Genomic DNA, 24,019 nt, shown 5'->3' on the forward strand with positions numbered 1-24,019 from the left:
ATCACGGCCGATCACCGCCGCCGGGGTCGCGTCGTTCGCGGCATATTGCTGCGGCAGCACGCGGCGGATCAGCGCCAGTCCATCCGGGCGAAAGCCGGGGTGCGTCAGGAACGCTGCCATCAGCTTGGCCTGGAGCGCGAAATCTTCGGGCGACGTCAGCGCGCTGCCGCCGAAGCTGTCGGTGCCCATCCCGAAACCGGGGCTGACCGTCTTGCCGGCAAGGACCGACCGCAATTCGTCGACGCTGTGCGCTTCCAGCCCGCCGAGCATGATCGAGCTGGCAAGCGACACCTTCGTCGGGTCGTCGCGCGTCGCCAGCAGGCTGCCGCCGTCGACGCGCAGCGACAGCATGACCTTGTCCTTTTGAAAATCGGTCGTCTTGATGTTCAGCATGACATTATTGGCAAAGCGCACGCGCCGAATGCCAAGATCCTCGACGCGTTCGTCGCTGACGATTTTGCCCGGCGTGCCGAATTTGTCGTAGGCGAAAGCCGCATTCGCCGCTTCGGTCGGCGCCGCGACCGCGACCGTGCTCGATGCCCGCAGCGCCGCAAGGATCGCGTCGGCACCGCCGTCGATCGGCTTTTTCGCCGAGACGCGCGTGAGCGGGGCGCTCAACCCCTCCATGCGTTTGCGAAACGCGCCCGTCACCGCGGCGGCGGTCAGCGACGGAGCGGTCGCATCGAACAGCGCCTGCGAGGTTTCGGGGCGGACAACGACAAAATCGCCCTCGGCCGCGCCGACCAGCGAGTCGGCAAGCGCATCGCTGCGCCGCGTCGTCACGCCTGCGACCGCATTCCTGAGCGCGGTGCGGCGGTTCGCCAGCTGTTCATCGACCTCCGCCTGCGTAAAGCCATGCTCGATGGCGCGGCGCTGTTCTTGCTCGACGAGGGCAAGCGCATCCTTCCATGCGCCTTCCTTGGCAACCGCGCCGACGGTGACCTGGTCGAATGTCTTCCAGCCCTCCGCATCGCTGAAATAGCCGGTGAGGATCGGCGAATCCTCGTTGAGCGCGATCTTGGCGAGGCGACGGCTGACGATCGCCTCGCCGATATCCTCGGCCAGCTTTCGCGCACGCTTTGCCTTGCTATCGGGTTCGAGGGTCCACGGTTTGAAGGCTGCGATCGTCACCATATCCTGGATCGCGGGATCGATGAAATCGTCGGCCGCCGCGGCGCGGGCATAATCGACATTGCCGATGGCGGGATCGCCGCCCGCGGGGCCGCGGCCCTGCCAGTCCGAAAAGCGCGCTTTGATCTTCGCCTCGACCGCCGCGGGGTCGAAATCGCCGACCATGACCAAAGTTGCGCGTTCGGGACGGTAATAGCGGTCGTAAAGATCGCGCAGGCGGGCAGCGGGTGCGGTCTTGATCACCTCTTCGGTGCCGACAGGAATGCGGTTCGCCACCGTCATCCCCTGCATCTGGAAATCGAGCTGGTCGATCAGGTTGCGCAGTTGATACGTATCGCGCGCGCGCCGTTCGGACAGGATGATGCCGCGTTCGCGGTCGACCGCGGCGGGATCGATGGTCAGTTCGCTTCCCGTTTCGCGCATCAGCATCAGCCCGGTGTCGATCAGGTCGTCGGATGCGTTGGGCAGGTCGAGCTTATAGATCGTCTCGTCAAACCCGGTCGAGGCGTTGGTGTCGGCGCCGAAGGCAAGGCCCTTGCGCTCGAGCAACTTGATCATCTCTCCTTCGGGCACGCCCTTCGATCCATTGAACGCCATATGTTCGAGGAAATGCGCAAGGCCGCGCTGGTCCTCCGCCTCGGCAAAGCTGCCGACCGCAAAGCGCATCCGCAGGACCACGCTGTCCTTGGGCGTGCTGTTTTTCAGCAGCGCATATTTCATCCCGTTGGGCAGCACGCCAAAGACGATGTTCGGGTCGACCGGCACATCGCTCGCCGCAAAGTTCCATGCCTTGGCCGCCGCGCCCTGCGGATTGACCGCCGCGGGCGCCGCGACCGGACTGTCCTTCGCATAGGTCGGAGCGGTGCTGGCGATGAGGAAAACGAGGGGCGACAGCGCGGTCGAAACACGCCGGACAAGGGATTTGGTCATTGGCAAGATGTGACCGCGACCCCGCGGCCGGTCAAGCCATCGTTACGCGACGCGGCCGATGCTTTCGACAGACGACGTCAAACCGCGCTCGGCGGCCTTGGCGGCGTAAAGCGCACGGTCCGCGATTTCCAGTAATTTGCGCGCGCTGTCGCCGTGCTCGGGCCACCGGGCGGTGCCGATGCCCGCGCCGACGCCGATCGTCTGCCCACCGATGCGATAGGGCGCGGCAAGCGCCGCGAGGATATGGTCGGCGATGGCCGTGCCGAGCAGCGGCGATCCGGCGGGGACGAGGATCGCGAACTCGTCGCCGCCCTGGCGCGCAACGACGGCGTGATCGCCGCACGCCCGGCGCAGCCGTTCGGCGAGTTCGCACAAAACGCCGTCGCCGATGGCATGGCCGTGCTGGTCGTTGATCGGTTTGAAGCCGTTGAGGTCGAGCAAGGCGATCGCAAAGGGGCTGGATTCTTCGCCCTTCGCAATTTCTTCGTCGAGCCGCAAGTCGAACGCGCGGCGGTTCGCGACGCCGGTCAGCGGGTCGGTATGCGCGAGGTCGCGCATCTGGTGCTGGAGTGCGAGCAGGTCGATCAACTGATCATGCTGTTGCAGGATCATGCGCAGGAGGAAGATCGTCGCAACAACCAGGCTGGTCCCCGCCGCAATTTCAGGCGCGATCCCCGACGTCAGCATCAGGGCCGAGATCGGCCCGAGGCCGATGAGCAGGTTGACGAAGGTCGCGAAGCGAACCGACGACAGGCAATAGGCGGTCGCGAGCGAGCCCATCGCCATGATCATCGCGTAATAGCTGTGCGTGGCAGCGGGCGCCGCCAGCCAGTTGACCACCGTCCAGCAGCTGCACATCGCGCCGGTGGCCCCCGACAGCCAGGTCGATTCGACAATCATCCGCCGCGCGCGCCGCACGCTCATCCGCCGCCCCCGATTGTGCATCAGGAACAGGAAACCAAGCACACCGACGATGGCGAGCGTCACGGGGAATCCGATACGGATCACCGGATGCACCGTGTCCACCCCCGCATAGATCGCGGTCGGCGTCGTCGCTGCGAGCATCAGGAACAACATCGGGGTCAGCGTTTCGATGCGATTGGCGCGCAGCAACGCGACGTCGTCCCGAATCGCATCCGGAATCGGCGGAAAAAAGCGCGTGCGCAACCAGTGATAGACCCCCGTCATGACGGCGGGATAGCAAGCACGGGTAAAGCAGGGGTTAAGGATCGAAACCTTGTCTTATCACGCACCTAAGCATGCGGTGGATGGGAATGGCTTGCGAAATATTAACCATGTCCGGCGACAAGCGGCGCCGATTTTTCGCGCCCGACAGGAGCCTTGCCATGTCCTATCCGATGCCGCCGCTGACCGCGCCGACCGCTGCGCCCGCAGTCCCGATGCCCGCCAGCGACCCGAGCTTGCCGCAGGACGACACCCCGGCGCAGCAGGCGGAGCGCGCCGCGCAACTGGCCGCGACCCGATTGGTCTATCGTTGGACGACCGACGTTCCGACGCTGCCCGGCGTCCCCCTTGCGACCCAGGTGCCCAAGAATGACGAGCCGACGATCGCCTGGTTCGTGATCCTGATCGGCGTTGCACTGGACATCGTGCGCAACGCGCTGACGGTGAAACTGGGCGGCGTCGACAAGGGCGAACTCGACAGTCCGCGCGCGCAATATGAGGCCGCCTTGGTCGAATGCGACGCGATCGAAGCCTCGGCCGCCAAGATCGCCGCGGAGCATGGCGTCCACACCGGCGGCACTATCTTCAGCCGCATCGTCGGCGACGTCGAACATGCCGTCGCCGCGGCCGAGCACGACGCGCATGTCGCTTTGCTCAAAGGCTATAAAGAGCGGCTCGAAGAGCTGATGAAGGTCGAGGACGCCGAACAGCTGGGCAGCAAAACCCCCCGTAGCGTCGAAGCCTATCGGGCGCTCTTTGCGACGCTGCCCGTTCCGGGAGTCAGCTATATGTTCCAGGACGACAGCACATTCGCGCGGCTGCGCGTTCAGGGCCCAAACAACATGCTGATCACCGCGGTCGGCGACACGCTGCCGCCCAATTTCCCGCTGAGCGCCGCCAAATATAGCGCGGTGGTCGGGGGCGACACGCTGGGCGCCGCGCTCGCCGACGGGCGCCTGTTCCTGCTCGATTACAAACCGCTCGAGGTGCTCGATCCCGGCACCTATGGCTCCCTCGCCAAATATGCCTGGCAACCGATGGCACTGTTCGCGATCCCGCCCGGTGGATCGTCGCTGGTTCCCGTTGCGATCCAGTGCGGGCAGGACCCGATCGACAATGCGATCTTCACCCCCTCACCCGTGGCCGACAAGCAATGGGGGTGGGAGATGGCGAAGTTCGTTGTCGAGGTCGCCGACGGAAATTATCACGAACTTTTCACGCATCTGGCGCGCACGCATCTGGTCATCGAGGCTTTTGCCGTCGCGACGCATCGTCACCTTGCCGAAATCCATCCGATCTGGGCGCTGCTGGTCCCGCATTTCGAGGGAACCTTGTTCATCAACGAAGCGGCCGCGACGTCGCTGATCGCAGCGGACGGCCCGATCGACCATATATTCGCCGGCACGATCACGTCGAGCCAGCTTGCCGCGGTCGATGCGCGGCTGGCGTTCGATTTTTATGGCAAGATGCTGCCCGCCGACCTGGCCGCGCGCGGGGTCGGGGTCGATTCGGCGCTCGAGGATTATCCGTATCGCGACGACGCCCTGCTCGTCTGGGGCGCGATCCACGAATGGGCGCGGCAATATGTGGGGCTCTATTATGCCCACGACGCCGATGTCGTCGCCGACGGCGAGCTGGCAGCCTGGGCCGACTGCCTGGCCGGCGAAGCGAAGATCAAAGGCTTCGGCCCCGTGACGACGCGCGCGCAGCTCGCCGAAATCTGCACGATGGTTATGTTTACCGCGAGCGCGCAACACGCCGCGGTCAATTTCCCGCAAAAGGACATCATGGCGTTCGCCCCCGCGATCACCGGCGCGGGCTGGCAGGCGGCGCCGAACGGCCAGCGCGGGCACGACAAGTCCGGCTGGCTGGCGATGATGCCGCCAATGGCGCTCGCGCTCGAACAATTGAACGTGCTCGAACTGCTGGGGTCGGTGCATTATCGCCCGCTCGGCGATTATCGCAGCAACGCCTTCCCCTATCCGCTGTGGTTCCAGGACCCGCGCGTGACCGGCGCGGAGGGGCCGCTCGCGTGGTTCCAGGCGGCGCTACAGGGCGTCGAGGCGGAGATCGCGGCGCGCAATGCGGAGCGGATGCAGCCTTATCCCTATCTGCAACCGAGTTTGATTCCGACGAGCATCAATATTTGATCAAACGCAGACCCAACCCGTTCGTGTCGAGCGAAGTCGAGACACCCCGAAGGCGTGCGCGACTGATGGGCATCTCGACTTCGCTCGATGCGAACGGAAAAGGGGGCTGAGCTAAACTTAGCTGCCCTTTTTCTTCCGGTGGCTGTCGAGATCGAGCACCGCATTCTCACCGCCCTCGGGCATCAGGCCCAATCGGCGCGCGACTTCCTGATAGGCTTCGACTTCGCCGCCGAGGTCGCGGCGGAAGCGGTCCTTGTCGAGCTTTTCGTTCGTCGTCATGTCCCACAGGCGGCAACCGTCGGGGCTGATCTCGTCGGCCAGGATGATGCGGCTGAAATCGCCTTCATAAAGGCGACCGAACTCAAGCTTGAAATCGACGAGGCGGATGCCGACCGCGGCGAACATGCCCGACATGAAGTCATTGATGCGGATCGCCATGTCCTGGATGTCGTGGAGCTCGTCCTGGCTGCACCAGTTGAAGCAGGCGATATGTTCCTCGGCGACCAGCGGATCACCCAGCGCATCGTCCTTGTAGCAATACTCGATCAGCGTGCGGGGAAGCTGCGTCCCCTCCTCGATGCCAAGGCGCTTTGACAGCGTGCCCGCGGCGACGTTGCGGACGATCACCTCGATCGGCACGATTTCAACCTGCCGGATCAGCTGTTCGCGCATGTTCAGGCGGCGAATGAAGTGGGTCGGCACGCCGATGTTGCCGAGCAACGTGAAAACATGCTCCGAAATCCGGTTGTTCAGCACGCCCTTGCCGTTGATCGTCCCGCGCTTCTGTGCGTTGAACGCGGTCGCATCATCCTTGAAATATTGGATCAGCGTGCCCGGTTCGGGGCCTTCGTACAGGATCTTCGCTTTGCCTTCGTAAATCTGGCGGCGACGGGCCATGGCGTTCAAACTTTCTGTCGGAACCAAATGAATGACCCCGGCAAAGCGACTCAGAAGGAGGCGCGGCGCCGGGGCGGTGGGGGCGCCTATAGCGACAAAGCGGCGGCGCGTCATCCCCAGCATCGCCAATGATCCTCCCTGTCGCGAAGCGATGGGGAGGTGGCAGCGGCGCAGCCGCTGACGGAGGGGCATGAGGCTCCGTCTCGCCCCTCCGCCACCGCTTCGCGGCGATCCCCCTGCCCATGCCTTCGGAACAGCGAGGATATTCCTTTACGTTTACGTCAACTAGAGCTTGCCATCCCCCGCGTCGCTTGCAACCATGCCCGCCAACGAAGGAGAGAGATGATGAGCTTCGATCAGATTCGCCTCGACCGCCACGAGGGCATCGCGCTGCTGACGCTCCACCGGCCGGACCGGATGAACGCTTTTACTACGGAGATGATGCTCGAAATCGTCGCCGCGCTCGACGAATGTGATGCCGACGACGGCGTGCGCGCGGTGATCTTTACCGGATCGGGCGACCGTGCCTATTGCGCCGGTGCCGACCTGGGCCAGGGCGCCGCGACCTTTGATTATGACAAGCGCACCGACAAGCAGGCGATCCTGCCCGATGGCATGTCGGCAAGTCCTGTCGCCGAGGACGGCACAATCGACTGGTCGCACCCGCTGATCCGCGATTCGGGCGGCCGCGTGTCGATGCGCATCTTTGACTGCAAAAAACCCGTGCTCGGCGCAATCAACGGCGCCGCGGTCGGCATCGGTGCGACGATGACCCTGTCGATGGACGCGCGGCTCGCCAGCGAAACGGCGCGCTACGGCTTTGTCTTTGCGCGCCGCGGGATCGTGCCCGAAGCCGCGTCGAGCTGGTTCCTGCCGCGCCTCGTCGGCATCCAGAACGCGGTCGACTGGTGCTATTCGGGCCGCCTGATCGATGCCGCCGAAGCGCATGAAAAAGGACTGGTCCAATCGGTCCACGCGCCCGGCGCGCTGGTCGACGCGGCGATCGCCAAGGCGCGCGAGCTGACCGATCACAGCGCGCCGGTGTCGGTCGCGCTGACGCGGCACATGCTGTGGCGGATGCTCGGCGCGCCGCACCCGATGAGCGCCCACCGCTGGGACAGCCGGGCGATCTTTGCGCGCGGGCGCAGCGCCGATGCGGCAGAGGGCGTGTCGAGCTTCCTCGAAAAGCGCCCCGCGAATTTCACCGTCAGCGTCGCGAACGACTATCCCTGGTTCGCCGAGTTCGAGGATGCCCCGCCTTATAGTTGAGGCGCACCCGGTCAGGCGGCGTCATATTTTCGCCGCCCCCGCGCCGCGGTCATGCTGTGCGTCCCTTTCAGCTTTGGCGTGTGGGTGCGGATCGTTTCGACATTGTGCCAGTTGGCGGTGACGCGATCGCGCGTCATCTGCACGGTCACATAGCCGCGATCTTCGGTATTCGCCCATTGGAGCTGCGGCGATGAACGGCGCAGCGCCGCAACGCGCGCGTCGTCGGCGACGCCCTTGATATAGGATTCAAAGCCGGGCGACGTGACGCTGTGGCCCGCGATTTCGATGCCCGCCGGCCGGCCGTCCTCGGCCAGGTCCAGCGCCCAGGCATTATGTGTGTCGCCGGTCAGCGTGACGAGGTCGGCGTCGGCGCGCTGCGCCGCGGCCAGCAAGCGGCTGCGCGCCGCAGGATAGCCGTCCCACGCATCGAGGTTGAGCGGCAGTCCGGCCTTCGCCGCCAATTGTCCCGCCTCGACGCGGCGGCGGACATAATCCGGCTGCTCGCCGCCGAACCAGTCGCGCGTTTCGGGCGGGGTAAAGATCGTGCCCATCACGACTTGCTGCGCGCAGACCTGCCAGCGCGTCCCGGCCTTCGTCGAGGCGGCGAAGCCGTCGAACAGCCATTTTTCCTGTTCGGCGCCGAGCATCTGACGCGCGGGATCGCGATAGCTTGTCTCCGCAAAAGTCTTGAGCGTTGCCGCGGCATTACCGCCACCCGCGATGATCTCGTCGACCTCGAACTGGCGGTCGCGCGCCGTGACGCGCGTTTCGGGAAGAAAGATCGTGGCGAGATCGCCGACCTGGTAATCGCGCCACCGCGTGTCGGCGACGGGCATCCATTCGCGATACGCCCGCTCGGCCGCCGCCATGCGCGCCGTCCACTCGCCCTCGCCTTCATTATGGTTTTGGGCGCCGCCCTTCCACGCGTCGTTGGTGAATTCATGATCGTCCCACTGGGCGATCATGGGGAACAGCTGATGCAATCGTTGCAGGTCGGCGTCGGCGCGATAGGCGGCATAGCGCAGTCGATAATCGGCGAGCGCGACAATCTCGTGCGCCGGCTGGATCTCGCGTCCCGGAAGCATTTGCTTCTGCGAGGGATAATTGCCAGCGGGATATTCATAGAGATAGTCGCCGACGTGCGCGACCAGGTCGATATCGCCGCGCGCCGTCGCATGGGCATAAGCGTTGAACCAGCCAAACGGCAGGTTCGAGCAGGAAAAGAGCGCGAGAGTGAAGGCGCTGGTCGGCCCGGCGGGCAAGGTGCGCGTCCGGCCGGTGATCGACTTCGTCCCGTTGGGCGCGACGAAGCGGTAGAAGTACCACCGGCCGGGCTGGAGCCCGTCAACGACAATTTTGGCGGTATGATCGCGGTCGCCGCTGGCCGTCACGCTGCCGCCGCCGACGATCCGCGCGAAGTCGGCGCTTTCGGACAATTCGGCCGTCAGAACGGTGTCGTTCGCCGCGGCATAGCGCGTCCAGAGCAGCACCGAATTGGCGCCCGGCTCGCCGCTCGCAACGCCGTGGGTGAAGCCCTGCGCCATCATCGCGGCGGCCGCGCCGGGCAGCGACAGCGCCGCGAGGCCCGTCGTCCCCAGTTTTATCAGCAGTCGCCGTTCCATCGCGCCCCAATGATGATGCATCACAATTCTCCTCGTCGATCGGCGGGTTCTTTGCCCGGCCTTTGTTACGATTCGGCGCGCGCTTTAAATTAACCCATCACCCCGAGCGCGAGCAGCAGGAACATGAACATCATCACCGAAAACATGCTGAAAAACAGTAATAAATTGGTACGGACAAACGCCCCGATGCGTGACGATCGATACGCGCCGCGCAGCTGTCGATACATGTGGAAAGGCATGTAGAGCATCGCAAAGGCGGTCGCGACGTCGCCGAAAATCGTAAGGTTGAACAGCCGCACCACCACAAACATCAGCAGCATGAAGCTGATCGAATAGGTCACGAACACAAAATGATCATAGGTGTGGAAACGGCGGCTGAACGGATAGAGCAGCCACATGAACGGCAGTGACATCGGGATCAGCGCCCAGGCGAATTTATACGCATTCGCCTGAAGCTTGTAAAAAATCAGCGCGGGGTTCGCGATCGCCTTTTGCAGGCTTTCATCAATGAACGGCACCCCCGTATCGACCTTGGTGCGCGACAGGAAATCGGCGCCGGTCATCACCTGTTCGACCGGACTTTCCAGAACGGGCGGCCCCTTGTCGATTTCCTCCTGACTCAGGCGCCGCGCGACGCCCAGATAGTCCGCGCTTTTCTGAAGTGTGGCGCGCTCGTCCTCAAGCATTTGCCGGTCAGCCGCAGCCAGCGTTTTGCTTGCCAGCCGCGCTTCGATGCGATCGGCTTCGATCGCGAAACTCTCCTTGAGCGCGTTCGACCGCGTCTGCTCGGCCGCCGCCTTGGCGATTTCTTCGCCGACTCCGCCCCCGCTGCCGAGCATCGCCAGCACCGCATAGGTCAGGAACACGGCAAACAGGAACAGCGCGAGCGGCGAGATGAAGCGCGCGCGTTCGCCGTCGATATAGCGCCGCGTCAGGTCGCCGGGACGCCACGCCAGCAGCGGCAGCGTGTTCCAGATCTTGCCCTCGAAATGAAAGATCGCATGGACCAGGTCATGCCCGATCGCACCGAAGCTGCGATGCACATCGGCGCGCTGACCGCAATGGTGGCAGTGTGGCCCCGCCAGGCTGGTGCCGCAATTCAGGCAGCGTTCGTGGCCCTTCACCACGCGCGTTCCGCCGTGCCGCGGCTCGACCACGCGCCCCGCCAAACCCGCGGTCACCGCCGCCCCGATACCTTCGATGTCCCCGCTCATGGCGCCCTGCCTAAAGCGGTGCGAGATGCGGCGCAACGGGACTTTCGCGGGCCGCGCAAAGCGTGGTAGGGCGACGCGATGAACGCCGAAGCCCTGACCGCCCCGCCGATGCCCGGCGACGCCGCCGCCCTGATCGCCGACATGGGCGCGCATGCGCGCGCCGCGGCGAAGCAGCTCGCGCTGACGCCAACGGCGAACAAGGCCGCGGCGTTGCACGCGGCGGCAGCCCAGATCCGCGCCCACGCCTCCGACATATTGGCAGCCAATGCCCAGGATATGGCGGCGGGGCGTACGGGAGGACTGTCGGGCGCGATGCTCGACCGGCTGCGGCTCGACGAGGGTCGGCTGGCCGCGATCGCCGATGCGATCGACGATGTGGCAAGGCTGCCCGACCCTGCGGGCGCTGAGATCGAGCGCGTGACGCGCCCCAACGGGCTGGTGCTGAGCCGTGTGCGCGTCCCGCTGGGCGTCGTCGGCATCATCTATGAAAGCCGCCCCAATGTGACCGCCGACGCCGCGGCGCTCGGACTGATGTCGGGCAATGCGGTGATCCTGCGCGGCGGCAGCGAGGCCGTGCATTCCAACCGCGCGATCCACGCGGCCTTCGCTGCGGGGCTGGTCGAGGCCGGACTGCCCGCCGACGCGGTGCAACTCGTCCCGACGCAGGACCGCGCCGCGGTCGGCGCGATGCTGCGCGCGCAGGGGTTGATCGACATCATCATTCCGCGCGGCGGCAAGGGGCTTGTCGCGCGGGTGCAGGACGAGGCGCGGGTGCCCGTGCTCGCGCATCTCGACGGGATCAATCACCTCTATATCGACGGTGCCGCCGATCCTGCGAAGGCCGTGGAGCTCGCCATCAACGCAAAGATGCGGCGCACCGGCGTCTGCGGCTCCGTCGAGACGATATTGATCGACCGCGCCTATCCCGCGCCGCTGGGCATCATCGACGCGCTGGTCGCGGCCGGATGCGAGGTGCGCGGCGACAAGGGCATCGCCGCGCTCAGCCCGCATGTCGAGCCCGCAAGCAACGGCGACTGGGACTCCGAATATCTCGACGCGATCGTGTCGATCGGACAAGTCGATGGCCTCACCGGCGCGCTGGCGCATATCGACGCGCATTCGAGCCGCCACACCGACGCGATCGTCACCGAGGATGCCGCGACCGCCGAACGCTTCCTGACCGGCGTCGACAGCGCGATCGTCATGCACAACGCCTCGACGCAGTTCGCCGATGGCGGCGAATTCGGCCTTGGCGCCGAAATCGGCATCGCCACCGGCCGCCTCCACGCGCGGGGGCCGGTCGCACTCGAAGGACTCACCACCTATAAATGGCTGGTGCGCGGGACAGGACAGGTCCGGCCCTGACTCGTCCAGCCAGATCGGGGCGTATTCCCACCGGCCTCCTCGGCGGCAGCTTCAATCCCGCGCATGGTGGGCATCGCGCAATCAGTTTGAACGCGATCGATGCGCTTGGGCTGGCCGAACTGTGGTGGCTGGTGTCGCCGGGCAACCCGCTGAAACCCAAGGCGGGCATGGCTTCGCTCCCTGCGCGGCTCGCTTCGGCACGGCGCATGGCGCGCCGCGCACCGATTCGCGCGACCGCGATCGAGGCCGAGCTGGGCACGCGCTACACGATCGACACGCTCAAAAAACTTGTCCGCCTTTACCCCGATCGGCAGTTCATCTGGATCATGGGCGCCGACAATCTGGTCCAATTGCCCCAATGGCGCGACTGGCGGGGAATCGCGCGATTGATGCCGATTGCGGTTGTCGCGCGTCCGGGCTATAACGGCCGTGCCCATGCAAGACGTGCGATGGGATGGCTGCGGCGATTTGTCCGGCCCGCAGACCAGAAGAGTTATTGGACAGACTGGAGACCGCCCGCCCTCGTGTTCCTGCGTTTTTCGCCCGATGTGCGATCCGCAACTGCGATACGGCAGGCCAACCCCCGCTGGTTTGAACGCTATGAAGGCCGCGCTTTGCGCGACCCGATCACCCGTTCATGGCTGGTGGAACCGAACAGGAAAGGACGCATTTGATCTCCGCCACCCAGGGGGCCGCGCCGGGCGCCGCACCCGCCAATGACAGCGTGGACGCGCTCCACGCGCTGATCCTCCACCAGCTGGACGAGGACCAGGCCCAGGAAACCATTTCCATCCCGCTTGCCGGCAAAAGCAGCATCGCCGATCACATGGTGATCGCGAGCGGCCGATCGACGCGCCATGTCTCGGCGATCGCCGAAAAACTGGCACAACGGATCAAGCAGGAAGCGGGCCGTCCGGTTCGCGTCGAAGGATTGCCCAACGCCGATTGGGTGCTGCTCGATGCAGGTGACGTCATCGTCCACCTGTTCCGGCCCGAGGTTCGCAGCTTCTACAACCTTGAGCGCATGTGGTCGTTCGGCGACGCGCCGCCGGTCGCAGCCGCGAATTGACGTTTTTGATCTGTTCGGCCTAAAGCCCGACAGAAGCAAAAACCCATGTTGCTGCACATCATCGCGCGCGGGCGCATCGGACGCGGGCCGGAGGCCGAGCTGGTCGAGCGATATATGAAGCGCGTGACCTGGGCGCAGAAGATTTCGGAACTTCCCGATACCGGCGGCCGGATGCCCGTCGCGGCCGACAACAGCCGCACCATATTGCTCGACGAGGGCGGCGATCAGATGTCGTCGCTGGAATTTGCCAAATTGCTCGAAAAATGGCGCGACGGGGGCGTGCGCGAGACGCGCTTTTGTCTAGGCGCCGCCGACGGATTTACGCCCGAAGAGCGCGAGGGTGCCGACAAGGTCATCGCCTTTGGCCGCGCCACCTGGCCGCATCTGATGGCGCGCGCGATGCTCGCCGAACAATTGTGGCGTGCGACCAGCATCGTCGCGGGTCATCCCTATCACCGCGAGGGTCGGCAATGAGGCGGGTGATGGCCGCCGCCGCGACCATCGCCGTCTTTGCCGGCGGCGCGCTCGCACTGGCGCAAAGCGACATTTTCGATCCCACCGCTATCGCCGCGCGCGAACGCGTGCAGCTCATCGACGCCAAACAGCAGTCGGCGCAGGCGATGGCCCGCAGCGCCTTGCTCGAAAAACAGGCCGTGGCCGCGACGGACGAGGCCGACCGGCTGAAAAAGCGCAGCGCAGCGCTCGCCGCGCGCATCCAGTCGGCCGAGGCGGACATCAGCGCCGGCGAAGCGCGCGTCGCGCTCGTCAGTCGCCGGCTGTCGGCACGGCGCGCGCGGCTGGCCGAACAGCAGCAGCCCCTGCTCGAACTGGCCGCCTCGCTCCAGCAACTCAGCCGTCAACCGCCGGTCAGCGTGCTCGCACAGCCGGGCTCGCTGTCCGACATGGTGCACGCCCGCGCGGTGATCGACGCCGCGATGCCGGTGATCGAGCGGCGCACCGCGGGGGTTCGCCGCGAACTGACGCTGCTCGACACGACGCGGCGCCAACAGGCGCTGGCGCTGAAGGCGCTGGCGGCGAGCAAGGCGCAACTCGCGCACCGCCGCGACGCGCTGACGCGATTGGAAAATGAGGGGCGGCTGCGGTCGCGCGAGCTGTTGAGCAGCGCGCAGCTCGAGGCCGACCGCGCGCTGGGACTGGGCGAAAAGGCACGCGACATCGTCGACCTCATGGACAGCCTCGAAGCCGATGGCGCCGTGCGCGCCGAGCTTGCACGGCTCGCGGGGCCGTTGCCGCGCCCGCGCGATCCGCTCCGGGGCGTGTCCGGCGCCGCGCCGCCGGCCGCGGCCGAGGCCGAACTGACGCGCGGCGCATACCGGCTGCCCGTCGTCGGGCGCATCGTCGCGGGGCTGGGCGAGGTCAACGAGAGCGGCGTTCGATCGCGCGGCATCACGATCGCGGCGCGCGCCGGCGGACAAGTGGTGGCCCCCGCGCCCGGCCGCGTCGGCTTCGCGGGCGATTATCGCGGCTATGGCAAGATTGTGATTATCGACCATGGCGGCGGCTGGATCTCGCTGCTCACGGGAATGATCGCACTGTCGGTCGGCGTCGGTGATACGGTGGACGCCGGGGCGCCGGTCGGACGCGCCGGGGCGGGCGACAGCCGGGTCACAGTCGAACTTCGCCGCGGCGGACATCCGGTCGATATCGTGGCGATGATCGGCTGATCCGGCCGGTTCATCGGCGATTGTGGCCCTGCCCCGTATCGGAACGCACCGCTTGACGCCCGCATAATTGCGTAGGAGGATGGCGCGCCGGGGATTATAAGGCGGGGTTGCTCTCGCCTGATTGAAAGATGCAGATGACCGACTCGACCCGAATCGCCCCGTCCCCGAAGCGCCGCTTTGCCTTGTGGCAGGGGGCCGCCGCGCTCTCGACGCTGGCGCTCGTCCCGCTTGCCACCGGCGCGATGGCGACGGTCGATTCCAAGACGCAGGAAGAAATTTCGCGCTTCATGGACGTCTATCTCGAAGTGAAGTCCAACTATGTCGAACCCGTCGACGATTCAAAGCTGATCGAGGGCGCGATCAACGGCATGCTCGCCAGCCTCGATCCGCATTCGGGTTATCTCGACGCGCGCGGTTTCTCGAACCTCAGGACCCAGACCGACGGCGAATATGGCGGGCTGGGCCTGTCGGTCACGATGGAAGACGGCGTGGTCAAGGTCATCGCGCCGACCGCCGACACCCCGGCCGACAAGGCGGGGATCAAGGCAGGCGATTATATCACCCACATCAACAAGGAACTGATCTTTGGGCTGACGCTCGACGAGGCGGTCGAACAGATGCGCGGACGTCCGGGCACCCAGATCGACGTCACCGTCGTTCGCGAAGGGCAGGACAAGCCGATGGAACTCACGCTGACGCGCGAAATCATCGATCTGAAGCCCGTGAAATGGGAAGTTTCGGGCGATGTCGGCGTGCTGACGGTCGCCAGCTTCTCGGCCGATGCGACCACCGATCTGCGCGCCGCGATGATGGCGGTGGAAAAATCGCTGGGCAAGAAACCGCGCGGCTGGATTCTCGACCTGCGCTCGAACCCCGGCGGGTTGCTCGACGAAGCCGTCGGGATCAGCGACCTGTTCCTCGAACGCGGCGAGATCGTTTCGCAGCGCGGCCGCAAGAAGGGCGACATCGAACGCTATTTCGCCGAACCGGGTGATGTTGCCAGCGGCGCACCTGTAGTCGTGCTGATCGACTCGGGCTCGGCCTCGGCCTCCGAAATCGTCGCGGGCGCCTTGCAGGACCAGCATCGTGCGGTCGTCATGGGCGAACGCAGTTTTGGCAAGGGATCAGTGCAAACCGTCCTGCCGCTGACCGACACGACGGCACTGCGCCTGACCACCGCGCGTTATTTCACCCCGTCGGGGCGGAGCGTGCAGGAAGGCGGCATCGAACCCGATATCCGCGTCCCGCAATTGTCCGATCCCGATTATGCGTCGCGGCCGAAGTTCCGCGAAAGCGACCTGCGCCGCCACCTGGTGAACGAAAAGAAGGTCGACAATGGACTGCTCGAAAAGGATGAAAAGGCCGATCCGCGTTTCACCGCAAGCGCCGCCGACCTGAAGGCCAAGGGAATCGAAGACTTCCAGCTCCACTATGCGTTGCAGACGATCGGGCGGATCAGCCCGGTCGCGCCGCGCATGGCGCAGGGCGGCAAGCCGCCGGTCAAGCCCGCCAAGCCGACCGCTCGCAACTGAGGGGCGATGTTTTTCCTTCCGTCATCCCGGCGAAGACCGGGATCTCGTCGCCGCACTCTGGCGCACCGGAGAGATCCCGGCCTTCGCCGGGATGACGATTTGATTTGAGGATGGATTGATGCTGAACTCGCGGCTTTCCGCGCCCCTCGTCGCGCTCGCGGCACCGCTGCTGCTTTATGGCGGCGCGCTACTCTCGCAATATGGCTTTGGCCTGGCGCCGTGCGAGATGTGTTACTGGCAGCGGTGGCCGCACCAGGCCGCGATCCTACTGGCGCTGCTGGCGCTGTTGCTGCGCCGCAGCGACAGCGCGATGCGGACGCTCACCCTGCTCGCAGCCGTCGCCATCGCCATTTCCGGCGCGATCGGCGTCTTTCACGCCGGGGTCGAATATGGCTTCTGGGAAGGCATCACGACCTGCGCGACCGGGTCGGCGGGGCCGGTGTCGCTCGACGCGATCATGAACGCGCCGCTGATCCGCTGCGACACCGCCCAATGGACGCTGCTGGGCATTTCGCTCGCAGGCTTCAACGCGATCTTCTCGCTCGGCGCGGCGGCGATCGTCTTGACCTTGCTGCGCCGAAAGACCACATCGGCGGCATGACTGGCAAGCGCACCGCATCGATGATCCGCGTCGACCAGGCCGGCGAATATGGCGCGACGCGCATCTATGCCGGCCAGCTCGCGGTGATGGGCGACCGCCACCCGATGGCGCGCGAAATCGCGCATATGGCCGAACAGGAAGAGCGGCACCGGAAATTCTTCGACGCGATGATCGTCCAGCGCGGGGTGCGGCCGACCGCCCTCCAGCCCTTCTGGAACATCGCAGGTTTTGCGCTCGGCGCGGTGACCGCCGCGATGGGACCGCGCGCCGCAATGGCGTGCACCGCAGCCGTCGAGACCGAAATCGACCGCCATTACCAGCATCAGCTCGACGAACTGGGCGACAGCGATCCCGAGTTGAGCGCCGCGGTGGAAGAATTTCGCGCCGAGGAGCTGGAGCATAAGGAAGCCGCGCTGAACGCGGGCGCCGAGAGTGCGCCGGGCTATCCGGTGCTCAGCCTTGCGATCCGGGCCGGCTGCCGCGCAGCCATCGCGCTATCGAAACGTATCTGATATTATAGCCATCGCCGTTCACGACGGATGCAGACAGCAGCTGCCATGGCGACTGAAACGACAAAGGACATTCGATGACCCGCTTTCCCCTGTTCGCCCTGATCCTTGCCGGCAGCGCCGCCGCCGTGCCCGCCGCGGCGCAGCAATCGGTCGACGCCGAAAAGATCAACCAGGTTATCGTCTATGGCGACGACAAGTGCGAACAATCGAGCGCCGACGAAATCGTCGTCTGTAACCGCCTGCCCGAAACCGAGCGTTACCGCGTCCCGCCGATGCTGCGCGGCAATCCGCTCGACGTGCGCAACGAGGCTTGGGCTAACAAGGTCGTGGCGCTGGAACGCGTCGGCCGCTTTGGCACCGACAGCTGTTCGCCAACCGGCCTTGGCGGGTTCACCGGCTGCACACAGGCGCTGGTCGCCGGTGCGCGGGCCGAGCAGAAAGCGGCGGACAAGACCGACTGGCAGGCGATGATCGCCGACGAACGCGCCAAGCGCCTTGCCGGGATCGACGCGGCGGCGGACGAAGTCGAAGCCGCGGTCGTCGCGGAGGAACGCGCGCTCGCCGAACGGCAGAAGGCCGCCGAAGAGCTGGAGCGCCAGGCCAGCGGAATGGCCCCCGCCCCCACGGCGCCCGACGAAGCCGACGCCGAACCGCTGCCGACCCCGCCGCAGGGCTGAACCGATATAATATCGGTTGATTCCAGGCCCCTCCCTTACTAGCCCCTTGCTTGGGGAAGCGGGGGGATCGGCGTGAAGTTCGTAACAGCAATCATGCTGCCAGTCGTTTTGACTGCGGCCGTTCCGGTTCTGGCTGCATCCGAGAATGGACATGCGGGGAAAGCCGGTGCGAGCAAGACGGCCGCACCTGCGCCACTCCCCGGATCGGCCAGCGATACCGACTTTTTCCGTTGCGACGGCTATGCCGCGCCGAAGGGCAAAGTCGATGGAATCTCCCAGGAGAGTTTCATTTTCGGCGGGACAAGATCCGCCGATATTCGCCGCGGCGAGATGTGGATCTGGGGCGAAACAGGCGTCGCCGCCTGCGATCGCGCTTTGGCCGACGCACGCTTGATTGACGCCTTCTGGCTACGGCGGGCGAATCTGATCCAGGCCAAAGCCCTGCACAGCATTGCCGCCAACCGTCCCGAGCAGGCCCTGACGTTGACCACCGAGAGTGGCGCGCTGGGCGCAGCGCACGATGACCGCTATTTCACTCAAAGCATAGGCGCAGGCAATGAGGGGGTACGTGCCTATGCGCTGATCGCCACGGGGCGGAAGGACGAAGCAAAAGCTGCGATCGACCGCCTGCGAACTGGTCGCCCCTTCGCGCAGTCCATCCAACAATTGGCGACACGCCTGCAACTGCACCTGGATGCCAGCTTTTCGGGGCAAAGCCAGGAAATACGAAATGTAATCCCACTGTCGCCGGAAAAGGCCGGCTCGCTGTTCTGGATGCATTTTCTGCATGGCAATTATGCCGAAGCGCGTGCGATAGCGCCGGTTGTCAGCTTCGATTTGCCGAAGCAGCGCGGCGGGTGGACCTTGCACGGCGCCGATCAGAATGTGCTCGACGGCATTGGCCTCCGCAGCACCTTTTACGGTGCCTGGGCTTACGCAGACACGGTAACCGGCCATAATGATCACGCGGCCTCGCTGCTGACCGAGGCCAATGCCGAAGTCGAAGAGATTATGGCGCCGCCCCAGCCGCGCTCGGATGGCCGGCCACCGAAGAAGAAAAATGTAGAGGAATATGAACGGCGCCTGCCGTACGCGCGCAAGGCGAAGGATGAGCTGGCGTTGTGGAAAGCCGCCATCAATTTTCGCCCGCGGGTTACGATCCAGCCGATCGGCGAGACGCATAGCGCGTTCTTGAAGATGCGGCTCGATACCCTCCCCATTGCGCCGGACATTTTGATGAACGTGCCTCAGGAAAACCCCGCCGAAAAGGCAGAGGCACAAACCGCGTTGGCGAGCATCAGGAATCGGCTGGAAGCCGAGCGGATCGCGGCGCTGGACTTCCCGGTCAAGGATGTCATCGCCTTGCTGCCGCGCCCCGAGACACCAAAGGTCGTGCCGAGGCTAAAGCCCGCTGGCGACGGATATTTCCTGAGCGCGTCGGGCCTGACGCGCGATCGCGAAGGCAAAAGCGATATATGGACGATCCGCTACACGCACCTGCTCGCGCCGATCGCGGCGGTCGAGGAACTCGCCATGTTGGGCGCGGCGCTAACGGCGAAAAAGGAAGGTTATGACAGCCTGCTTCTGCTGAGCCGGATCGGCATCGCGCGGACGACGAATGTCACGAGCTATTACGGTGGAGGCTATCAACAGAACTCGGGCTATGAATCGCAAATGCGCGTCCGTTTCCTGAACGCCTCGGCGATTCCACAAGAATTGCAAGGCATGGAGTGGCGCCTGATCCCCGCGCAACGCGTCATCGACGAGCTGGCAAATCGCTACACGGAAGGCGGCATCACCATCGCGTGGTGAATGTTGCGATGCAGGCACAGGGACAAAGCCGGAAATTTCTCCCCAAAGAACCATTATTGCAGCATTTTTGCATCCCGACCCGATTTGGTTGGGAATTCGCGCCGAGTTGAGTGCAAAAATTAACGAATCGCTGGCAACCTGTCTTGACTTGGGAATTTTTGGGGCAAAACGTGCGGTTCTGGGAATCGCCAGCCTAAGGGGGCTGTAACATGGCATCAGCATTCGGACCGCGCCTGTGGAGGCGCACGGCAACCAGCGTGCCGGCGGCACGCAGTCTCGGCCGCCGAATGACCTGGCACGCCGCCGCCGCGCTGCTCGCTTTCGCCGCCCTTCAGATCTGGCTGGTCATGGGCGCGGTCGCCGCTGGCGCGCCGTCCGCTTTCATCGTCGTGGCGCTCGTCATGTTGCTGGCACTGGCGCTGCCCGTCGCACGCTCGACCGAACGGCGCTGGTATCACCTGAGCCGCCAGGCGCTCGCCAGTTGGGGATTGCATGCGCGCTTTCGGCGCGATGTCCGCCGCCTGTGGGTCGCCGCGCTGACGCTGCCCTTCCTGTGGATCAGCGGCGCGATGGCGGCCACCGACGCCATCGCCGCGATCACCCGCTAAACCGACTTAGATTTTGACGCTTCGCCCCGCGCCGGTTAGGGCGCGGACATGCTGACCGTTTCCGAAGCTCTCGATCGCGCACAGATGCTGTGCGACGCCGCCGCAAAAGCTGGCGCCGATGCCGCCGACGCGCTTTATTATTGCAACGCCGCGACCTCGGTCTCGATGCGGCTTGGCGCGCTGGAGGATGTCGAGCGGTCCGAGGGTCAGGACATTTCGCTGCGCGTCTTCGTCGGCCAGCGTAGCGCCAGCGTGTCGACCGCCGACATGGATGCGGGCGAACTTGCGAAGCTGGTCGAACGCTGCGTCGCGATGGCGCGCGAGGCGCCCGAAGACCCCTATGCGGGATTGGCGCCTGAGGACATGCTGTTCAAGGGCGAAGCACCCGATTTCGACCTTGACGATGGCAGCGAGGCCGATCCCGCCGCCTTGCGCGAAGCCGCGCTGGCGACCGAAGAGGCAGCGCGCGCGGTCCCCGGCATCACCAACAGCGAAGGCGGATCGGCGAGCCACAGCCGCACGCGCTTTGCGCTGGCGACCAGCCACGGTTTTGCCGGCGGTTACGGGTCGAGCGGCCACAGCCTGTCGGCGAGCGTGATCGCGGGCGAGGGCGCGGCCATGCAGCGCGACTATGGCTGGCACAGCGCGCACCACCTGACCGACCTGGAAAGCGCCGCCGACATCGGCCAGCGCGCGGGTACGCGCGCGGTCGCACGCCTCAATCCCGGCAAGGCGCCGAACGGCAAGCTTCCGGTGCTGCTCGACCCACGCGTCAGCGGCGGCATTATCGGCCACCTGCTTGGCGCCATCGCCGGTCCCGCCATCGCGCGCGGCACCAGCTTCCTGCTCGGCAAGGAAGATCGCATGCTGTTCGACAGCAGCATTGTTATCCGCGACGAGCCCCATCGCCCGCGTGGGCTGCGCAGCCGCGCCTTCGACGGCGAGGGCTTGCCGACCGCCGCGCGCAATCTGGTCGCGGGCGGCAAGATTACCGGCTGGCTGCTCGACACCGCCTCGGCCAAGCAGCTGGGCTTGGCCCCGACCGGCCATGCGAGCCGCGGCGGCGGGGCGTCGGGCGTCGCCGCGAGCAACCTGCACCTCGCAGCCGGCAGCGTGACGCCCGCCGGGTTGATGGAGGGTATCGCCGACGGCGTCTATGTCACCGAACTGATCGGCCACGGCGTCAACCCGGTGACCGGCGATTACAGCCGCGGCGCATCGGGGTTTCTGATCAAGAACGGCGCGCTGGCCGGGCCGATCGCCGAGTTCACCATCGCGGGCAATCTGATCGACATGTTCGCCGCGCTCATCCCCGCGAACGACCTTGAGTTTCGTCACGGCACCAATGCACCGACGCTGCGCATCGACGGCATGACCGTCGCCAGCAGCTGAGCCGCCGCCGGTGCCTGGCCGCAACCTGGAAGCCGTGATTGCCGCGACCCGCGAGGTCGGCGACATGGCGATGGCGCGCTGGCGCGGCGAGGGTCGGCCGGTCGATGTGTGGCATAAATCGCACGACAATCCGGTCAGCGACGTCGACCTGGCGGTCGATGCACGGCTCAAGGCGGTGCTCGGCGCGATGGTGCCCGAAGCGGGGTGGCTGTCCGAGGAGACGGCCGACAATGAAGACCGGCTGGCATGCCGCGCGATGTGGTGTGTCGACCCGATCGACGGCACTCGCGACTTCATCCGCGGGCGACCCGGCTGGTGCGTGTCGGTCGCGCTCGTCGTTGACGGCACGCCCGAACTCGGCGTCCTATATGCCCCGGCCCTCGACGAGCTGTGGGTCGCGCAAAAGGGCAAGGGCGCGACATTGAACGGCGAGACGCTGCGTGCGAGCCGCCGGATGATCTTCGATGGATCCCGCGTCCCTGCCGACAGCCTGCCCAAGATCGACCGCGACCTGATCATGGTGACCAAGCCGAACAGCATCGCGCTGCGCATGGCGCTGGTCGCCGACGACCGCGCCGACCTGGTAGCGACGCTACGCTGGGGGTTCGAGTGGGACGTTGCCGCAGCGGCGCTGATCGCCGCCGAAGCAGGCGCCGCGGTGACCGATGCCTTTGGCGAGCCACTCAAGTTCAACACCCCGCGTGCGCAAGCCTTTGGCGTCATCGCCTGCGCCCCCGGCATCCACCGCGCCGTGGTCCATCGGCTGGCGACACGCGCGAGCGAGATCGCCCCCCGGACCGAGGCGCGTTGAGCGGGGCTTGTAGCACTCGCTACAAATTGATAGAGAACATTGTAGCAATTGCTACAGGGAGACTCTTGATGTCCACGTCGCCGACCCGCCTTCCCTTTTCCAGCGGCCAGATGGCAAGGTTGATTCTGGCCGGGGTCGTGTTTTGGTTTGTCGGTGCGCTCATCTGTCGCTGGGTCGGCACGATCGGTGCGTTCGATGGCGCCAACCGCGCGCTGCTCTATGCCGCGCTGGTGCCGGGGACTTTCCCCGTCATTCTGCTGGTGCGCCGCATCGCGGGGCTCGCCGCCGACCAGGTGGCGCTGGGCAGCGCGGTCGTTACAGCGGCGGCGATTGCATGCGACGGCGTCGCGCTGGCGATGATCCCGCAGCTTTACGGCGCGGGGATCGAACAGACCGCGGCGTCCGGCGCGGTCATCCTGTGGGGCGGCGCGGTCGCAATCGCGATCGGTTGCTGGCTCAACCGGGTTCCGGCCCCGCGCTGATCGACAACGCCGCATCGACTGCGTCGACCAGCCCCAGGCTGGTCAGCAACACCATGCCCTCGATCTCGGTCAGCAATCGTGCAGCCAGCGCGGGCCGATCGGCGGCCGCGCAGGCAAGCTGCTCGCCCGCCCACGCAAGGAAACCGCGCCCGATCCCCTCTCCAACGCCAGCATAAAGCGCATCGCCATGCGCCGCACGCGCCGCCATGTCGAGCCACAGCCGCATATAAGGCCATAAGGCCGGGTCGCGCAGCTGCGCCGCAAGCCTGGTCCGCAGCGTCGCATAGGGCAATGGCTGCGGTGGTGCGGCGGCGGCGAGCAGCGCGGTCATCCGCGCGGCGATCCGCTCGACGGTCGCTGCCATCACCGCATCCTTGTCGGTGAAATAATAAAGCAGCATCCGGTCGCTCGTTCCCGCCGCTCGTGCCAGCGGGCGCAGGCTCGACGCCGTCAGGCCATGCGCCAGGACATAGTCGGCAAGTCGGTCGAGCAGGGCGGAAAGGCGATCGTCACTGGTCATGGCTTCGATGCTGTGGCATATCCCTCGGCGTGGGGAAATCCCCGGCGCAACGCTTGACAAAATGGGCGACTCACCTTAGTTGCGCGAGCATTCCGACAGCCTGACCGGACGGCGAAGCGCCTGTGCGCGCATCGTGGTCCGTTTTTTGCGTTGGAAAATCAGACGCTTTGAGATGGGGCCGATTGCCACCGGCCCTGTGGAGCAGGAGAAAGTACCCAATGGCACGTATCGCGGGCGTCAATTTGCCCACCAACAAGCGCGTAATCATCGCGCTCACCTATATCCACGGCATCGGTCGCAAGACTGCAGTTGATATCGCCGACAAGCTGGGCATCGACCACACGCGTCGCGTTCAGGACCTGTCGGACGCCGAAATCCTGCAGATCCGCGAAACGCTCGACGCCGACCACACGGTCGAGGGTGACCTTCGCCGCAACACGGCGATGAACATCAAGCGCCTGATGGACCTCGCCTGCTATCGCGGCCTGCGTCATCGCAAGGGTCTTCCGGTCCGCGGCCAGCGCACGCACACCAATGCGCGCACCCGCAAGGGCA

At 65.6% G+C, this 24,019-nt stretch carries 23 protein-coding genes; 17 read left to right on the forward strand and 6 right to left on the reverse strand.

Translation table 11 applies throughout. The annotated features are described in order from the left end of the window. Both A3E77_RS03070 and A3E77_RS03075 read right to left on the reverse strand, forming a co-directional pair. The coding region (locus A3E77_RS03070) for a M16 family metallopeptidase (protein WP_293643433.1) at positions 1-2,061 on the reverse strand (2,061 nt) is incomplete at its 3' end. Between the two features lie 42 nt (positions 2,062-2,103). Further along, positions 2,104-3,249, reverse strand: coding sequence for a GGDEF domain-containing protein (locus A3E77_RS03075; protein ID WP_293643434.1), 1,146 nt, complete (start codon positions 3,247-3,249; stop codon positions 2,104-2,106). Between the two features lie 158 nt (positions 3,250-3,407). Here A3E77_RS03075 and A3E77_RS03080 point away from each other — a divergent pair, with 158 nt between their 5' ends. Beyond that, positions 3,408-5,396, forward strand: coding sequence for a lipoxygenase family protein (locus A3E77_RS03080; RefSeq protein WP_293643435.1), 1,989 nt, complete (start codon positions 3,408-3,410; stop codon positions 5,394-5,396). Between the two features lie 117 nt (positions 5,397-5,513). Here the strand turns inward: A3E77_RS03080 and purC are convergent, their stop codons facing one another. Further along, complete coding sequence (gene purC, locus A3E77_RS03085) at positions 5,514-6,293, reverse strand: phosphoribosylaminoimidazolesuccinocarboxamide synthase (protein ID WP_293643436.1); 780 nt, start codon at positions 6,291-6,293, stop codon at positions 5,514-5,516. Between the two features lie 345 nt (positions 6,294-6,638). Between purC and A3E77_RS03090 the strand changes: the two genes are divergently transcribed. Then, a complete protein-coding gene (locus A3E77_RS03090) occupies positions 6,639-7,562 on the forward strand; it encodes a crotonase/enoyl-CoA hydratase family protein (protein ID WP_293643437.1) in 924 nt (307 codons plus the stop codon). Between the two features lie 11 nt (positions 7,563-7,573). Here A3E77_RS03090 and A3E77_RS03095 read toward each other — a convergent pair whose 3' ends face one another. Both A3E77_RS03095 and A3E77_RS03100 read right to left on the reverse strand, forming a co-directional pair. Continuing rightward, entirely contained in the window at positions 7,574-9,205 is a 1,632-nt protein-coding gene (locus tag A3E77_RS03095) for an alkaline phosphatase D family protein (protein ID WP_293643438.1), read from the reverse strand. Positions 9,206-9,273: 68 nt separating this feature from the next. Next, complete coding sequence (locus tag A3E77_RS03100) at positions 9,274-10,398, reverse strand: DUF3667 domain-containing protein (protein ID WP_293643439.1); 1,125 nt, start codon at positions 10,396-10,398, stop codon at positions 9,274-9,276. 78 nt (positions 10,399-10,476) lie between these two features. Here A3E77_RS03100 and A3E77_RS03105 point away from each other — a divergent pair, with 78 nt between their 5' ends. The 14 genes from A3E77_RS03105 (at position 10,477) to A3E77_RS03170 (ending at position 22,944) form a co-directional block, all read left to right on the forward strand. Next, the gene (locus A3E77_RS03105; RefSeq protein WP_293643440.1) at positions 10,477-11,763 is read left to right on the forward strand and encodes a glutamate-5-semialdehyde dehydrogenase; all 1,287 of its coding nucleotides are present in this window, start codon (positions 10,477-10,479) and stop codon (positions 11,761-11,763) included. Further along, on the forward strand, positions 11,727-12,437 hold the full coding sequence (locus tag A3E77_RS03110) for a nicotinate-nucleotide adenylyltransferase (protein ID WP_293643441.1): 711 nt from the start codon (positions 11,727-11,729) through the stop codon (positions 12,435-12,437). Before A3E77_RS03105 ends, A3E77_RS03110 begins: the two co-directional genes overlap by 37 nt. Continuing rightward, the gene (gene rsfS, locus A3E77_RS03115) at positions 12,401-12,832 is read left to right on the forward strand and encodes a ribosome silencing factor (RefSeq protein WP_458574406.1); all 432 of its coding nucleotides are present in this window, start codon (positions 12,401-12,403) and stop codon (positions 12,830-12,832) included. The genes A3E77_RS03110 and rsfS overlap by 37 nt, the downstream gene beginning before the upstream one ends. A gap of 45 nt (positions 12,833-12,877) precedes the next feature. Then, on the forward strand, positions 12,878-13,306 hold the full coding sequence (locus tag A3E77_RS03120) for a 23S rRNA (pseudouridine(1915)-N(3))-methyltransferase RlmH (RefSeq protein WP_293643442.1): 429 nt from the start codon (positions 12,878-12,880) through the stop codon (positions 13,304-13,306). 8 nt (positions 13,307-13,314) lie between these two features. Next, positions 13,315-14,517, forward strand: coding sequence for a murein hydrolase activator EnvC family protein (locus tag A3E77_RS03125; protein ID WP_293643443.1), 1,203 nt, complete (start codon positions 13,315-13,317; stop codon positions 14,515-14,517). 134 nt (positions 14,518-14,651) lie between these two features. Then, positions 14,652-16,049 carry a S41 family peptidase gene (locus A3E77_RS03130; RefSeq protein WP_293643444.1) on the forward strand — a complete coding sequence of 466 codons (1,398 nt, stop codon included), beginning with the start codon at positions 14,652-14,654 and terminating at the stop codon, positions 16,047-16,049. A 118-nt stretch (positions 16,050-16,167) separates the two neighbouring features. Continuing rightward, on the forward strand, positions 16,168-16,650 hold the full coding sequence (locus tag A3E77_RS03135) for a disulfide bond formation protein B (protein WP_293643445.1): 483 nt from the start codon (positions 16,168-16,170) through the stop codon (positions 16,648-16,650). Then, a complete protein-coding gene (locus tag A3E77_RS03140; RefSeq protein ID WP_293643446.1) occupies positions 16,647-17,162 on the forward strand; it encodes a demethoxyubiquinone hydroxylase family protein in 516 nt (171 codons plus the stop codon). The genes A3E77_RS03135 and A3E77_RS03140 overlap by 4 nt, the downstream gene beginning before the upstream one ends. Positions 17,163-17,236: 74 nt before the next feature. Continuing rightward, positions 17,237-17,839, forward strand: a complete 603-nt coding sequence (locus tag A3E77_RS03145) for a hypothetical protein (protein WP_293643447.1) — start codon at positions 17,237-17,239, stop codon at positions 17,837-17,839. A gap of 330 nt (positions 17,840-18,169) precedes the next feature. Next, on the forward strand, positions 18,170-19,651 hold the full coding sequence (locus A3E77_RS03150; RefSeq protein WP_293643448.1) for a hypothetical protein: 1,482 nt from the start codon (positions 18,170-18,172) through the stop codon (positions 19,649-19,651). Between the two features lie 209 nt (positions 19,652-19,860). Then, a complete protein-coding gene (locus A3E77_RS03155; RefSeq protein ID WP_293643449.1) occupies positions 19,861-20,259 on the forward strand; it encodes a hypothetical protein in 399 nt (132 codons plus the stop codon). 48 nt (positions 20,260-20,307) lie between these two features. Next, positions 20,308-21,651 carry a TldD/PmbA family protein gene (locus A3E77_RS03160; protein WP_293643450.1) on the forward strand — a complete coding sequence of 448 codons (1,344 nt, stop codon included), beginning with the start codon at positions 20,308-20,310 and terminating at the stop codon, positions 21,649-21,651. A 10-nt stretch (positions 21,652-21,661) separates the two neighbouring features. Next, positions 21,662-22,462 (forward strand): inositol monophosphatase family protein, encoded by an 801-nt coding sequence (locus A3E77_RS03165; RefSeq protein WP_293643451.1) that lies wholly within the window; start codon positions 21,662-21,664, stop codon positions 22,460-22,462. 68 nt (positions 22,463-22,530) lie between these two features. Then, a complete protein-coding gene (locus A3E77_RS03170) occupies positions 22,531-22,944 on the forward strand; it encodes a hypothetical protein (RefSeq protein WP_293643452.1) in 414 nt (137 codons plus the stop codon). Here A3E77_RS03170 and A3E77_RS03175 read toward each other — a convergent pair. Further along, the gene (locus A3E77_RS03175; RefSeq protein ID WP_293643453.1) at positions 22,919-23,464 is read right to left on the reverse strand and encodes a TetR family transcriptional regulator; all 546 of its coding nucleotides are present in this window, start codon (positions 23,462-23,464) and stop codon (positions 22,919-22,921) included. The two genes, A3E77_RS03170 and A3E77_RS03175, sit on opposite strands and share 26 nt — an antisense overlap. Positions 23,465-23,682: 218 nt before the next feature. On the opposite strand from A3E77_RS03175, the gene rpsM reads away from it, so the two are divergent. Next, on the forward strand, positions 23,683-24,019 hold a 337-nt coding region (rpsM, locus tag A3E77_RS03180), incomplete at its 3' end, for a 30S ribosomal protein S13 (protein WP_293643454.1).

Origin of the sequence: Sphingopyxis sp. RIFCSPHIGHO2_12_FULL_65_19 (assembly GCF_001830555.1) — a bacterium.
Taxonomy (GTDB): domain Bacteria; phylum Pseudomonadota; class Alphaproteobacteria; order Sphingomonadales; family Sphingomonadaceae; genus Sphingopyxis.